We start from the raw sequence: 13465 nt of genomic DNA on the forward strand, positions 1-13465 counted from the left end.
GCGGCCCCCTTCGCGTACCCGGTCCGCCCGTCAGGCGCAGGCGAAGCGGGCTGCCGCCCAGTCCCCGTGGTCACCGCTCTTGGAGCCGTTGGTGTCGGTGATCCGCAGCCGGACGTGCCGGGCGCCGGTCACGTCCACCTGGACGGGGAGCGTCGCGGACGCTCCGGTCAGCTTCGGCGAGGTCCACAGGACCGTGCCGTCGGCCTCGACCGAGAAGGCCACCTCTCCGTAGCCGTTGATCTCGTCGTCGATGCCGACGTCGGCGGTGAAGGAGGTGCAGCGGCCGCCGAGGTAGACCTCGATGTCGGAGTCGGCGTGGGCGCCGATGCCCTTCTCGTAGGTGGTGCCCGCGAGGGTCAGGGTCCGGCCGTCGCTCGCGCCCGACTCGCCGTTGGAACGGTCGCGTTCGGGCGGCCCCCAGCCGTTGGTGGACTTCAGCCAGGTCAGGTCGCTCGCCCAGACGGCGGTCGAGGGCGGCTCGGGCATCACCCCGACGGCGAAGCGCTGGACCGCGGTCCGGTCCTGGTTCGCGGCGCGGTGGCGGACGCTCGCGGTGAGCGTGGCCTCGCCCGGCTTCGCGTCCTTCGCCGGGGTGACCGAGACCTCGACCCGCCGGGTGGTGCCCGCCGGGATCCGCGCGACCGGGGCGGCCGGGGTGACCTGCCAGCCGGCCGGGGCGGTGAGCGACACCTCGACGCCGGTGGCGTCCCTGGTCCCGGCCGTCACGTCGACGGCGACGGTTCCGGGGGCTCCCGCGCCCAGTTCCTGGCCGGCCGGGACGGCGACGGTGGCCGCGGCGCCCGGGACCGCTCCGCCGACGGCGCTGGTGTCCTCCAGTTCGAGGGTGAAGGCGCGGTCGGTGGGCTGGGCGGCGGTCTTGACCTTCACCACTCCCCCGCGGTCGTCGCGGTCGTACCACCAGCCCTGCCCCGCGGCCTCGTAGGCTGCCTTGGAGGTGAGGCGCGGCAGTGCGCGCCCGCCCAGCGAGACCTTGCTCGGGGCGTCGCCGGTGTGGACGGTGAACTGGTAGGGCCTGGCGGTGGACTTGCCCGCGAAGGAGCCCTTGCTCGCGCCGATCCGTACCGTCACGTCGCCCGCGCCGCGCTGCGGCGCGTGGACCTCGGCGGTCTGGGTGGCGTACTGGCCGGTGCGGTGGGCGCGGGTGACGCCGTCGTCCTCGTACAGCTCGAAGGACGAGGTGCCCTGCGGGTAGATGTCCCAGGCGAGCGCGGAACCGGGGGTGCGCTCGGTGTACGAGCGGATCCCGCCGGGCCACATCGGGACGGCGGCGCCGGCCCGGACGAAGAGCGGCAGGGTGTCGAGCGGGGCGCTGTAGTCGTCGACGGTGACCGGGCCCTGATGGGTGCGGCCGCTCCAGTAGTCGATCCAGGTGCCCTCGGGGAGGTAGATGCCGTCCCGCTCGACGGCGTCCTGGTAGACGGGGGCGACGAGGAAGTCCTCGCCGCTGAGGAACTCGTACTTGGCCGTGTCGGAGGCGGCCTTCGGGTCGTTCGGGTACTCCAGGACGAGCGGCCGGGCGAGGCCGACGCCGGTCTTCGTGGCCCGGTGCGCGTGCGAGTAGATGTACGGCAGCAGTGACTCGTGGAGCTTCAGGTAGTCGCGGTTGATGGAGGTGTACGGCTCGCCGTAGCGGAAGGGCTGCTTGTCGTTGGCGGCCCAGCCGTCCATCGTCATGGTGACCGGCAGGAACATCTTCCACTGGAGGTCACGGGTGTAGGTCTTGGCGCTGCCGCCGAAGATGCCGTCGACGTCGCCGGTGGTGTACGCGAGTCCGGACATGGAGGCGCCCGCGTAGGTGGGGATCTGCCAGCGGATGTACTCCCAGGTGCCGGACTGGTCGCCGGACCACTGGACACCGCAGCGCTGCGCGCCGGACCAGCTCTCGGGGGCCCAGGTGAAGCCGCGGGCGTCGGAATGGGCCTCGATGCCGGCGTAGGCGTCCTTGCAGCCGTCGAGGGCGAACTTGTAGCCGGGGCCGACCCAGGCGACGTCGAGCTTGGCGACCCGCTGCCCGGCCTTGACCTGCTCGCCGAGCTTGTCCAGGCCGTCCTCGGTCCACAGGCCGAGCTGCATGCCGCGGTCCTTGAGGCCGTTCGCGGTGTCGGCGAGGTCCTCGTAGCCGCAGCCGTAGCCGTCGTTGACGAGCATCCAGCCGTTGGGCATGTCGTTCTGGACGTAGCCGTCGGCGACCTTCAGCGCGTCGAGGGTGTGGCGCTCACCCCGGTTGGCGTTGTGCAGGTAGCAGTCGGCGTCGCCGATCTCCAGGCCGTAGACGGGCGGCAGGAACGGTTTGCCGGTCAGGTTCGTGTACTGGCCGATGACGTCCTTGAGCGCGTCGGAGCCCGAGCCGGTGAAGTAGTAGGCGTCGAAACGCTGTTCCTTCGCGCTCGTGGTGACGGGCTCGCCGAAGGCGTAGGTGTTGGGGGCGTAGGTGTTGCGGTAGACGCCGTAGCCGGCCGAGGAGAGGTAGAACGGCACCGAGTTGGGGTGGCCGCCGTCGTTCCAGTTGTAGTCGACGCCGACCTCGACGGTCTTGCCGCGGTGCGAGGTGTTGCCGCGGCCGTTCTGCATGCCGGCGCCGTAGAACTGCTCGTCGGCGCCCCGGGCCAGGGACTGGGTGGTGCGCTCCGGGGTCCAGCTGAGGCCGGTGGTCTCGGACCAGAGCGGGGTGCCGTCGGCGCGGTACGCGGCGAAGCGCAGCGGCGCCTTGTAGGCCCGCAGGGTGACCCGGGCGGTGCTGAGTTCGTAACGGTCCCCGCGGTCGCGCCAGTTGGTGCGGGGCGGGGCGCCCTGCGGCTGGACGATGTCCTGCCCGGTGGGGTCGGTGAACGTGCCGTCGGGGGCCAGTTCGATGCGGAAGGTCTCGTCGGTGACGAAGCTGACGCGGGCCTGGGCGGTGCCGGCGGTCAGCCGGTAGACGGCGCCGTCGGCCTGGAAGCCGGTGACGTCCCCGACGGTGGTCGGCGCGGGCTCGGCGGCGGGGGGCTCTGCGGACTGGGCGCTGCCGGGGCCCGCGAACACCGCGAGGAGCCCGAGCACGGCGCCGGCCAATGCAGCCTTCATGCGCAATGTTGATTGCATGGTGGGTATTTAGCGCAGAAACGAGCACCAGGGCCAGGACAAAACGGAACCGCCCTCGGACTTCGTGAGAAGTCCAAGGGCGGTTCCCTTGAAGGGAGTTGTACGGGAGCGGGCTACAGGGCCACTCCCAGCAGGGCGTCCACGGTGCGGGAGACGAGGCCGGGCGCGGACTCGTCCGTACCGCCCTCGGCGTGCTGCAGCTCGGCCCACCGGTCGACCGCGGCGAGCGCGGCCGGCGCGTCCAGGTCGTCGGCGAGCGCCTCGCGGACCTCCTCGACGAGCGCGTCGGCGGAGGGGCCGTCCGGCCGCGAGACGGCGGCGCGCCAGCGGTCCAGGCGCGCCACGGCGTCCTGGAGGACCTGGTCGGTCCACTCCCAGTCGGCGCGGTAGTGGTGCGAGAGCAGCGAGAGCCGGATGGCCGCCGGGTCGACGCCCTGGCGGCGGAGCGCCGAGACGAAGACGAGGTTGCCCTTGGACTTGGACATCTTCTCGCCGTCCAGGGCGACCATGCCGGCGTGCACATAGGCCTTGGCCATGGGGAACTCGCCGGTGAGCGCCTGTGCGTGGGAGGCGCCCATCTCGTGGTGCGGGAAGATCAGGTCGGAGCCGCCGCCCTGGACGTCGAAGCTCATGCCGAGGTGGTCGAGGGCGATGGCGACGCACTCGATGTGCCAGCCGGGGCGGCCGGGGCCGAGGCTGCCGCCGTCCCAGCTCGGCTCGCCCTCTCGGGCGGCCATCCAGAGCATCGGGTCGAGCGGGTTCTTCTTGCCCGGGCGGTCCGGGTCGCCGCCGCGCTCGGCGGACAGGTGGCGCATCAGCTCGGTGTCGTAGTTCGACACCTGGCCGAAGTGCGGGTCGGCCTCGACGGAGAAGTAGATGTCGCCGTCGAGCTCGTAGGCCGCGCCGGAGTCCCGCAGTCGCTCGACGAGCGGCACGATGCCGGGTATGGCCTCGACCGCGCCGATGTAGTGCTGCGGGGGCAGCATCCGCAGAGCGGTCATGTCCTCGCGGAAGAGGGCCGTCTCGCGCTCCGCGAGACCGACCCAGTCGACGCCGTCGCGGATCGCGCGCTCCAGGAGCGGATCGTCGACGTCGGTGACGTTCTGGACGTAGTGGACCTGCCGCTTGGTGTCGAGCCACACGCGCTGAACGAGGTCGAACGCGTTGTAGGTCGCCGCGTGACCCATGTGGGTCGCGTCGTACGGCGTGATGCCGCAGACGTAGATACGGGCGACGGGGCCGGGGGCGAGGGTCACTCGTCCGCCGGTCGCGGTGTCGTGGATCCGGAGGTCGCGGCCCTTGCCGGGCAGGGCGGGGACCTCAGAAGCGGGCCAGGCATGCATGACCTGAGCGTAACCGGACACGCGTTCCGGATACGAACCGGATCCGGGATCTTGGCCGAGGAGGCGCTCTTGCAGCTCGCAGCGGTTCATGCATACCCCCAGGGGGGTGCGGCGACCGAGGGGCGTTGGCCGAAACCCGTCGGTCCGGTCAGACCGGAGGCCAGGGGATCGCCGGCCACTGCCCGGAGGGTTCCGGGTGCCGGCCGGTGGTGCGCAGGGCGCTGACGCGGCCGCGCAGGGCGTCCACCTCGGCCGCGGTGAGCAACTCGGCCAGTCGGGTGGCGAGCGGGGTCCCCGGGGCGAGGGAGCCGTCGAGCCGCTCCAGGACGGCGGCGGCCTCGGCGGGCAGCTCCTCGCCCGCCCAGCCCCACAGCAGCGTGCGCAGCTTGTCGTCCACGTGGAAGGTCACCCCGTGGTCGATGCCGTAGAGGCGCCCGTCCGGCGCGGGCAGCAGGTGCCCGCCCTTGCGGTCGCCGTTGTTGATGACGGCGTCCAGGACGGCGAGCCGGCGCAGTTCGGGGCGGTCGGCGTGGACGAGCAGGGCCGTGCGGTCCTCGCCGACCTGGGCGGGTCCGACGGCCTTCCAGCCCTCCGCCGCCTCCTCGTCCTCGGTGAGGGCGAGCAGGCTCGCCCCGGGGTCGGCGTCGATCCACAGCTGGACCATGCCCTCGCCGTACGGGCCGTCCCGCAGCACGGTGGGCGGTACGAGACCCCAGCCGGTGGCCTCGGAGAGCTCGTAGGCCGCGACCTCCCGCTGGGCCAGGGTGCCGTCGGGGAAGTCCCAGAGGGGCCGCTCGCCGGCGACGGGCTTGTAGACGCAGTCGGCCTCGGCGCCGTCGAGGGAGACGGAGCAGACGAGCACCGCGTTGGAGGCCTCGCGGACCTGGCCGCGCACGGTCAGCTCGCCCTTGGTGAGCAGGTCGACGACCGCCCGGTTGTCGAGGCCGCTCATGCTCCGCGCCGGTATCCGTTCTGGCGGGGGCAGACATGGCCCTCGGGGTCGAGCGGGAGGCTGCACAGCGGGCAGGGCGGCCGGCCGGCGTTCACCACGTCGAGGGCGCGCTTGGCGAAGGCCCTGGCCTGCGCACCGGTGAGCCGGACGCGCAGCATCGGCGGCCCGTTCTCCTCGTCCTGGAGCAGCCGTTCCTCGGCGGCGGCGAGGTCCTCCTCGGACTCGGCGTCGAGTTCGACGAGCGCCTGCGCCTCGACGATCATGCGCTGCTCCTCGCCGTCCCAGGCGAGCGCCATGGTGCCGACCCGGAACTCCTCCTCGACGGGCACGTCGAGGGGCGCGGTGTCCGCGATGTCGGCCGGGGCGACGGCCGGGACCGGGGCGTTGCCGCCGGTGCGCCGGACGACCTCGTCGAGGAGTTCGTCGATGCGTTCGGCGAGCGCGGCGACCTGGGTCTTCTCCAGGGCCACGCTGGTGACCCGGCCGGCCGCGGACGCCTGAAGGAAGAACGTACGGCGGCCAGGCAGCCCGACCGTACCGGCCACGAAACGCTCCGGTGGGTCGTAGAGGAACACCTGACGGGACACGTCCCTGACTCCCTTGGGTCTCGGCAGTGGTGGAGGCCCGCGCTACAGCGGCCCGTCCACCCTACTGCGCGGATGGATCACGGTGCGCCCGCACCGCCCCCGACCTCGGCGGCCCCGCTGGGATCGGGGCTCGCCTTGGGGGCGAGCGCGGCGAAGTCGCCGGTGTCGCCGAGGCGTACGAGGAAGGGGCGCAGCCGGGTGTAGCGGATGACGGTGACCGAGCAGGGGTCGACGTGGATGCGCTGGAAGAGGTCGAGGTGCATGCCGAGGGCGTCGGCGACGATCGACTTGACGATGTCGCCGTGGGAGCACATGGCGTAGACGGCGTCCTCGCCGTGTTCGGCCTCCACGCGCGCGTTCCAGTCCCGGACGGCGTCGACGGCCCGTGCCTGCATGGCGCGCATCGACTCGCCGCCGGGGAAGGCGGCGGCCGAGGCGTGGGCCTGGACGACCTCCATGAGGGGCTCGTCGGCCAGTTCGGCGAGCTTGCGTCCCGACCAGTCGCCGTAGTCGCACTCGCTGATCCGCTCCTCGGTGTGGAGCGGCAGGCCGGGGCGGGCGTCGAGGAGCGGCCGTACCGTCTCCTGGCAGCGCTGGAGCGGGCTGCTCACGACGGCGGCGAGCGGCACCCCGGCCAGCCGCCCCGGCAGCGCGGCGGCCTGCGCGAGCCCCCGCTCGTCGAGGGCGACCCCGGGCAGCCGCCCGGCGAGGACACCCGAGGTGTTGGCGGTGGAACGTCCGTGCCGGACGAGAATCAGCGTGGCCATGGCGGCTAGAGTAGGGGGTGTCCTGTGGGCCAGGCCGGAAAAGCGAGCGGCGTCTGGTGCGTGCGATCGCAAGGCGGAGGAGGGAGTCGACGCGGAGCGTCGGCGAGTGACGACAACGCGGCGTGGGGGTCCCCCCTGCTCGAAGAGCTTGGGGGAGTGCGTGCCAGACGCCGTGAGCCCGGCATGGGCCCACAGGACACCCCCTGCGACACCCCCACGCGCGCGCGGGGGTGTCGCGGGGGTGCGGGCGGACCGTGGAGACGGGAGAATGCGGCGGGTGATCGTGGACTCCGCCATCTACCGGGACGGGCACCGCACGGAGGGGCCCGCCGATCTGTCCGACGCGCTGGCTCAGGCGCGGGCGAGCGGGAACGCCTTCCTCTGGGTCGGGCTCTACGAGCCGACGGAGGCCGAGTTCGGTCATGTCTCCGACGAGTTCGCCCTGCACCCGCTGGCCGTCGAGGACGCCCTGAAGGCCCATCAGCGCCCCAAGCTGGAGATCTACGACGACTCGCTCTTCGTCGTCCTCAAGCCGGTCGTGTACGAGCCGGAGAGCGACCGGGTCTCCTCGGACGAGCTGATGCTCTTCGTGGGCGACTCCTTCGTCGTCACCGTCCGGCACGGGGAGGGGGCGCCGCTGGCGGCCGTACGGCGCCGTCTGGAGGCCGAGCCGGAGGTCCTGAGGCACGGCCCGACGGCCGTGCTGTACGCGGTGAGCGACGCGGTCGTGGACCACTACATCGACGTGGCCGCCGAGCTCCAGGTCGACCTGGAGGAGCTGGAGACGGACGTGTTCGCCCCGGTGGGCGTCGGCGCGTCGCGAACGGCCGAGCGGATCTACACGGCCAAGCGGCAGGTGCTCGAGTTCCGGCGGGCGGCCGGGCCGCTCGCCGGGCCGATGGCCCGGCTGGCCGCGGGTGACGTGCCGTTCGTGCACGAGGGCTCGCAGCCCTTCTTCCGGGATGTCGGCGATCATCTGATCCGTGCCAACGAGCAGGTGGAGGGGCTCGACCGGCTGCTGTCGGACGTGCTGTCGGCGCATCTGGCGCAGATGGGCGTGCGGCAGAACGACGACGTGCGGAAGATCTCGGCGTGGGCGGCGATGGCGGCCGTTCCCACGATGGTCGCGGGGATCTACGGCATGAACTTCGAGCACATGCCGGAGCTGACCTGGACCTGGTCGTATCCCGTCCTGATCCTGCTGCTCGTCGCCGTCGAGGTGGGTCTGTACCGGCTGTTCAAGCGCCGGGGCTGGCTGTAGCCCCGGCGCGGGTCGGTTCCGGCCGGGTCAGAACGCGGGCGCCGGGGTCGCGGGTCCGCCCAGCGCGTCGCGGCGCTCGGGCATCTTGAGGTCGACCATCTTGTGCCAGCCGGCGAGGCGTTCGTACCCGTACATGCCGTGGATCCCGGCGGCGAGCGCACCCGCCTTGGCCTTCGGCCACTTCAGGATGCGGCCCATGTGGCCCATCACGGCGAGGCTGACGTCGCGGTAGACCTTGATCTCGGCGAGCGCCGACTCGCGCAGGGTGCGCTGGATGAGCCGGCCGTGCCCGGCGTACGCGAGGCGCAGCAGTTCTTCGTGGCAGTACGCGAGGTGGTTCGCCTCGTCGTGGTCGATCATGTGGATGGCCTTGCCCAGCTCGGGGTGGTCCCCGAAGTAGGTGACCAGCATGTCCATCTGGTCGGCGGCCCGCTGCTCGGTGACCCGGCTGTGCGCGAGGTAGACGATGATGTCCTCCTCGCTGAGCGGCTCGTCGCGGCGGAGCTTGTCGTGGGCGAGGCCGATCCCGCCCTGCTCCAGGAGCATCGTGTAGTCGGTGTCGGGAGGCACCGGCACGGGTTCGAGGCCGCGCTTCCTCAGCAGGGCGTTGAAGATCCGGCCGTGTTTGTCCTCGTCGGCGCCGTGCCGGGTGATCTTGGGGGCCAGGTCCCGCATGCCGGGGGCGACCAGGGCCGCGATCCGCGCGTTCTCCCAGCCGCCCTGGGACTCGCCGCTGGCCGCGATGGAGCAGAAGAGCTGGAAGGACTCGTCGTTGTCGATGATTTCCTGGAACAGGCTCTTGGCCGTGAGCATTGCTGCCACCTCCATGCGGGCGTCCGCACGCCGCACGTCCGCAGAGAACGAGTCAAATGCGGTACGGCCGGGTGGGCAACAGGAGGGGCGGGCCGTTCGGCTGAAAGAAGGAGCGTTCCGCCAGTAACCGCGCGCCCCCGTCGAGCGTTGTGCTGCGTGACGGCCGTGGCGGGGAAGACCCCCCGAGCCCCCACCACGGCCGCAGACTTCTCTAGGCGAGGCCCGCGTGCTCCAGGGCCTCCGTGCCCGCCCTCAGCGCCGCCAGCCGCTCGTCGAGCGTGAAGCCGGCCGGGGCGAGGGTCAGGGTGGTGACCCCGGCCTCGGCGTAGGCCTTCATCCGGTCGGCGATCCGCTCGACGGAGCCGAGCAGCGTGGTCTGGTCGATCAGCTGGCGCGGGACCGCCGCCGCGGCGCCCGCCTTGTCGCCGGACAGGTACTTGTCCTGGATCTCGACGGCCTGCTTCTCGTAGCCCATGCGCTGCGCGAGCTGGTTGTAGAAGTTCTGCTTCCGGCTGCCCATGCCGCCGACGTACAGGGCGGTGTACGGACGGAAGATGTCGGCCAGGGCGTCGATGTCGTCGCCGAGGGCGATCGGCAGGGTGGGGTGGACGTCGAAGCCGTCCATCGTCAGACCGGCCTTCTCGCGGCCCGCGCGCAGCGGGCGCAGCGCGGTCTCCTCCAGGTGCTCGGCGGAGGGGAAGATCAGCAGCGCGCCGTCGGCGATCTCGCCGGTCTGCTCCAGGTTCTTCGGGCCGATCGCGGCGATGTAGAGCGGGATGTGCTCGCGCTCCGGGTGGACGGTGAGCTTGATCGGCTTCCCGGGGCCGTCCGGCAGCGGAAGCGTCCAGTGCTCGCCCTCGTACGTGAGCCGCTCGCGGGACATGGCCTTGCGGACGATCTCGACGTACTCGCGGGTGCGCGCCAGCGGCTTGTCGAACTTGACGCCGTACCAGCCCTCGGAGACCTGCGGTCCCGAGACGCCGAGGCCGAGGCGGAACCGGCCGCCGGAGAGCGAGTCGAGGGTGGCGGCGGTCATCGCCGTCATCGCGGGCTGGCGCGCCGGGATCTGCATGATCGCCGAGCCGATGTCGATCCGCTCGGTCTTGGCGGCCACCCAGGAGAGCACCGTGGGCGCGTCGGAGCCGTAGGCCTCGGCGGCCCAGCAGACGTCGTAGCCGAGGCGGTCCGCCTCCTGGGCGACGGCGAGATTGTCGCCGTCCATGCCCGCGCCCCAGTAGCCGAGGTTGATGCCGAGCCTCATGACCACACCCTCTTTACCGATCAGTAACGTCTCTTGGGCCGGACTCTAGCGCGCGGGTCACGGATCCGTCAGGGGGAGGTTGTCCACAGGCTCTCTCCGCGTGGGGTCTTGGCCAGTAATCTCGCGCCCATGGAGCAGAGGCATCTCGGACGTACCGGCCTGCGCGTGTCCCGGCTCGGGCTCGGCACCCTCACCTGGGGCCGGGACACCGACGAGCACGACGCCGCCGACCAGTTGAAGGCGTTCTGGGACGCGGGCGGCACACTCGTGGACACGGCGGACGTGTACGGCGGGGGTGAGGCCGAGTACGTGCTCGGGCAGCTCATGGAGCGGCTCGTGCCCCGCCGGGATCTGGTCATCTCCACCAAGGCCGGCAGCGTGCCCGACCCGTACCGGCGGACGGACGCCTCGCGCGGCCACCTGCTGGCCGCCCTCGACGCGTCCCTGGCCCGGCTCGGCACGGACCACGTGGACCTGTGGCAGCTGCACGCCTTCGACCCGGACACCCCGCTGGAGGAGTCCCTCCAGGCCCTGGACATCGCCGTGAGCAGCGGTCGCGCGCGGTACGTGGGGGTGTCCAACTTCTGCGGGTGGCAGCTGGCGAAGGCCGGCACCTGGCAGCTCGCCGCGGCCGGCGCGGGACGGACCCGGCTCGCGGCGACCCAGATGGAGTACTCCCTGCTCCAGCGGGGCGTCGAGCGGGAGGTGCTGCCCGCGGCCCTGGACCTGGGCATAGGTCTCCTGCCGTCCTCGCCGCTCGGGCGCGGGGTGCTCACGGGCAAGTACCGCACCGGGACGCCGGCGGACTCGCGGGGCGGCTCGGAGACCATGGCCCCCTTCGTGGAGCCGTATCTGGACGAGGCCGCGAGCCGGATCGTGGACGCGGTCGCCACGGCGGCGGACGGCCTGGCGACGACGCCGCTCCAGGTGGCCCTCGCCTGGGTCCGCGACCGGCCGGGCGTCACCGCCCCGGTGATCGGCGCGCGCAACGCGCAGCAGCTCACGGCCGCTCTGTCAGTGGAGAGCCTTAGTCTTCCTGACGAGATCTGCCGGGCCCTCGACGATGTGTCGGCGCCCCTGCACCGCTATCCGGACCAGGACTGGAGCACCTTGTGACCGAGCCTTCGCGGGAGACCCCGCCCGAGGCCACCGAGCCCGAGCCGGGCGGGACCGACGAGGCCGCGGCCGAGCACGACGCCCAGGAGGCCGCTGACGGCGCCGAGGGCCCCGAGGGCTCCGAAGGCACCGAGGCCGCGACGGCGGATGCCGAAGGGGAGGCGAAGGCCGCCGAGGGGGCCGAGGTCTCGGAGGCCCAGGCGGAGCTGGCCGCGCAGCGGGAGCTGCGGGCGCGGATCGAGCAGCGCAAGGCCGAGCGGGCGGCGCCCGTGGACGCGGGCGGGAAGCTCAGCGGCACGGCGGCCGATCTGCTGGCGGCGGTCCGCGCGGTGGAGAGCGGTACGAAGGCGGGCAGCGCGTTCTTCGACGCGCCGCAGCCGGCCCCCGCGCCCGCTCCCTCCTCCGCTGCCGAGCCGCGCCGTGCCGCACCGGTCCCCGCGCCCGCCGCGCCGGTCCCTGCCGGCTCCGTGGTCCCGGTAGGCCAGGCACGGCCGGCCGCACCGGAGACGCTGGCGGCCGCCCGGGAGGTCCTCGCGCGCGGCGGGGCGCCGGAGTCGCTGACCGGCCAGGTCGCCGCCGCCCTGGGCGAGGGCGCCGCGGAGGCGCTGCGGGAGGACCCCTGGCAGCTGCTCGCCGTGACCGGGGTGCGGCCCGAGCAGGCCGACGGCTTCGCCCGCGCTCTGCTCGGCGCGGAGTGCGGACCCGACGACCCCCGCCGGGCCGTCGCCCTGGTGACCTGGCTGCTCGAACGGGCCGCGCTGAAGGGCCACACGGCCCTGGAGGACGGCGCCCTGCGGTCCGGCCTCACGGGCCTGTCGGTGCCCGACCCCGACGAGGCCATGCGCGCGGCCGCCGCCGAGGGCGCGGTGCTGCTGTTCCAGGAGGAGGAGCAGGCCCCCGAGGAGACCGAGGACGAGGAGGGCACGGAGGGCGCGGAGGCCCCTGAGGACGAGGCGCCCGACGTGCCGGCCCTCCTGGGGCTCGACCGGTACGCCCTGGCCGAGGAGAGCCTCGCCGACGGCCTTGCCCGGCTGGTCAAGACCGTCTCGGCGGAGGAGTGGGAGGGCCATGAGCTGGTCCGCGCGGCCGGTGCCCACGGCCTGGTCCTGCACACCGGAGGCGAGGCCGCCCGCCGCGAGCCCGCCGCGCTCGCCGAGGACGCGCGGGAGCGGGGCCTGCGGGTCGCGGTGGCCGTGCACAGCGAGAACGGGGTGGACCGCCTCGGCGCGCAGGCCGTGACGGTCGACGCCCTGGTGTCCGGCGCCGCCGGTCCCGGCCGGGACGAGGAGGGTTCGCTGGCCCTGGACCTGCTGGTCGTCCTGGACGCGCCGCAGTTGGACGTCGAGAGCGCGACGACGCTCGTCGAGTCCCTGCCCGACGGCTGCCGTCTGGTGCTCAGCGGGGACCCCGGCGTCCTCGGCTCGGCGGGCGCGGGCCGCGTGTTCGGCGATGTGCTGGCGGCCCGGGTGTGCCCGACGGTCGCCTCCCGCCTCCCCGACCCCGGCCCGATCGGCGAGCTGGTCTCCGGGATCGGCATCGGCGAGCTGAACCAGGTGGAGGCGCCCGGCAAGGAAGTCGTGATCGTCCCGGTCCGGGACGCGGGCGAGGCGGTCCATCGCACGGTCCAGCTCGTCGCCGACTCGATTCCCCGGGCGTTCGACGTGCCGGCCGGACAGACCCAGGTGATCACGGTCGGCCACGGCGGCTCCGCGGGCACCCGCGCGCTCAACGCGGCGCTCAAGGAGCGGATCAACCCCGGCCCCGGCCGCTTCGGCGGCTTCGACCCGGGCGACCGGGTGGCCTTCGTGCCGGCCCCGGGGCGCACGGTGACCGGGACGGTCGTGGGCGCCGACGCGGAGGGCCTGCGCCTGGAGTGCGCGGGCGAGCCGCTCGTCGTACCGAAGGACCGGGTGGAGTCCGCGCTCCGGCACGGCTGGGCGCTCACCGCCCACCAGGCCGCGGGGATGCGCTGGCCCGCCGCGGTCGTGGTCCTGCCGGGCGACGCGGCCCAGGGCCTGAGCCGGCCCTGGGTGTACACGGCCTTCGGCCGGGGCGAGCGCCATCTCTCGGTCGTCCACGGCGTGGACCAGGCGCTGCCCCGCGCGGTGGCGGAGGGCGTGCCCCCGGAGCGCACGACCCGGCTGAGGCCGCTTCTGGAGGCTCTGTTGGCGCCCTCGGAGGTCTGACAGCGAATCCGGACCGTACGACGCGGGAGGGCGGGGCACCCCACGGGTGCCCCGCCCTCCTTCGCACTCGGTACGGA

At 73.2% G+C, this 13465-nt stretch carries 10 protein-coding genes; 3 read left to right on the plus strand and 7 right to left on the minus strand.

What is annotated here, in order from left to right:
- Positions 1–30: 30 nt before the first annotated feature.
- The 5 genes from AB0E14_RS23120 to AB0E14_RS23140 all read right to left on the minus strand — a co-directional run bounded on the left by AB0E14_RS23120 (position 31) and on the right by AB0E14_RS23140 (position 6751).
- Complete coding sequence (locus AB0E14_RS23120) at positions 31–3102, minus strand: NPCBM/NEW2 domain-containing protein (protein ID WP_362421154.1); 3072 nt, start codon at positions 3100–3102, stop codon at positions 31–33.
- 113 nt (positions 3103–3215) lie between these two features.
- The gene (gene mshC, locus AB0E14_RS23125) at positions 3216–4445 is read right to left on the minus strand and encodes a cysteine--1-D-myo-inosityl 2-amino-2-deoxy-alpha-D-glucopyranoside ligase (protein WP_362421156.1); all 1230 of its coding nucleotides are present in this window, start codon (positions 4443–4445) and stop codon (positions 3216–3218) included.
- Between the two features lie 148 nt (positions 4446–4593).
- Complete coding sequence (locus AB0E14_RS23130) at positions 4594–5430, minus strand: SCO1664 family protein (RefSeq protein WP_362421254.1); 837 nt, start codon at positions 5428–5430, stop codon at positions 4594–4596.
- Entirely contained in the window at positions 5394–5984 is a 591-nt protein-coding gene (locus tag AB0E14_RS23135) for a DUF3090 domain-containing protein (protein ID WP_362421159.1), read from the minus strand. Before AB0E14_RS23135 ends, AB0E14_RS23130 begins: the two co-directional genes overlap by 37 nt.
- 77 nt (positions 5985–6061) lie before the next feature.
- Complete coding sequence (locus tag AB0E14_RS23140) at positions 6062–6751, minus strand: histidine phosphatase family protein (protein WP_362421160.1); 690 nt, start codon at positions 6749–6751, stop codon at positions 6062–6064.
- Between the two features lie 268 nt (positions 6752–7019).
- Here AB0E14_RS23140 and AB0E14_RS23145 point away from each other — a divergent pair, with 268 nt between their 5' ends.
- Positions 7020–8012 carry a magnesium and cobalt transport protein CorA gene (locus tag AB0E14_RS23145; protein WP_362421162.1) on the plus strand — a complete coding sequence of 331 codons (993 nt, stop codon included), beginning with the start codon at positions 7020–7022 and terminating at the stop codon, positions 8010–8012.
- A 27-nt stretch (positions 8013–8039) separates the two neighbouring features.
- Here AB0E14_RS23145 and AB0E14_RS23150 read toward each other — a convergent pair whose 3' ends face one another.
- Both AB0E14_RS23150 and AB0E14_RS23155 read right to left on the minus strand, forming a co-directional pair.
- Positions 8040–8825 (minus strand): ferritin-like domain-containing protein, encoded by a 786-nt coding sequence (locus tag AB0E14_RS23150; protein WP_362421257.1) that lies wholly within the window; start codon positions 8823–8825, stop codon positions 8040–8042.
- Between the two features lie 211 nt (positions 8826–9036).
- Complete coding sequence (locus AB0E14_RS23155) at positions 9037–10086, minus strand: LLM class F420-dependent oxidoreductase (RefSeq protein ID WP_362421164.1); 1050 nt, start codon at positions 10084–10086, stop codon at positions 9037–9039.
- Positions 10087–10215: 129 nt separating this feature from the next.
- On the opposite strand from AB0E14_RS23155, the gene AB0E14_RS23160 reads away from it, so the two are divergent.
- Positions 10216–11202 carry an aldo/keto reductase gene (locus AB0E14_RS23160; protein WP_362421167.1) on the plus strand — a complete coding sequence of 329 codons (987 nt, stop codon included), beginning with the start codon at positions 10216–10218 and terminating at the stop codon, positions 11200–11202.
- Positions 11199–13388 carry a helix-hairpin-helix domain-containing protein gene (locus tag AB0E14_RS23165; RefSeq protein ID WP_362421169.1) on the plus strand — a complete coding sequence of 730 codons (2190 nt, stop codon included), beginning with the start codon at positions 11199–11201 and terminating at the stop codon, positions 13386–13388. The genes AB0E14_RS23160 and AB0E14_RS23165 overlap by 4 nt, the downstream gene beginning before the upstream one ends.
- The last annotated feature ends 77 nt before the right edge of the window (positions 13389–13465 follow it).

Origin of the sequence: Streptomyces sp. NPDC047981 (assembly GCF_040653315.1) — a bacterium.
Classification (GTDB): Bacteria; Actinomycetota; Actinomycetes; order Streptomycetales; family Streptomycetaceae; genus Streptomyces.